Origin of the sequence: Pseudomonas sp. LJDD11 (assembly GCF_024584215.1) — a bacterium.
Classification (GTDB): domain Bacteria; phylum Pseudomonadota; class Gammaproteobacteria; order Pseudomonadales; family Pseudomonadaceae; genus Aquipseudomonas.
This window is the reverse complement of record NZ_JANJFL010000163.1, coordinates 1-511: the sequence shown is the minus strand read 5'-3', so window position 1 is coordinate 511 and position 511 is coordinate 1. Positions and strand designations below refer to the sequence as shown.

Sequence of the window (511 nt, the reverse complement as noted above, 5' to 3'; positions counted from 1 at the left end):
CGAAGTTTTGGAGCAAAGATATATATCAAGTAAAAGAAAATCTCCCAACCAAATCGTTAGGTTTGAGGGTTCGTAGCGCAGAGTCTGGGCAGTCACCTGTATTGGCCGTGCTCCCTCGAGGAACAACTGTATTTACAAAACCAGCCGAAGCTACAAAAAAATGGCTGGAAATCGTGAGTGTTATCCCAGCAGTTACGGGGTTAGAGCCCAACACTGGTTGGGTCTTCAAGGGCGAAATGGTTCATCTAGGGGGAGATCGCTACTTTATTGGGGAAGGAGCAAAAGACATTCCCACAGACCAGAAAAGTGGTGCCAATGTTCGGGATTCAACAAGCAACGGATTACCTATCGCACTGTTACCGGCTGGAACACAAATCAGAATAAGTGACGAGCAGGCAGCAAAGAAATACCGAAAGTTGGTGGAAATTGTGAGTGGTCAGTCAACTCCAGTTTTGGCAGTCGATGCTGATGGAAAATTACCTGGCTTTGTGTGGTTGGATGATTTAGAAGC

Annotated in this window: 1 pseudogene; it reads left to right on the top strand. The window is 46.2% G+C overall.

Annotated elements, in window-relative coordinates:
- A pseudogene (locus tag NRB16_RS29360) lies at positions 1-511 on the top strand (hypothetical protein); the annotation flags it as partial.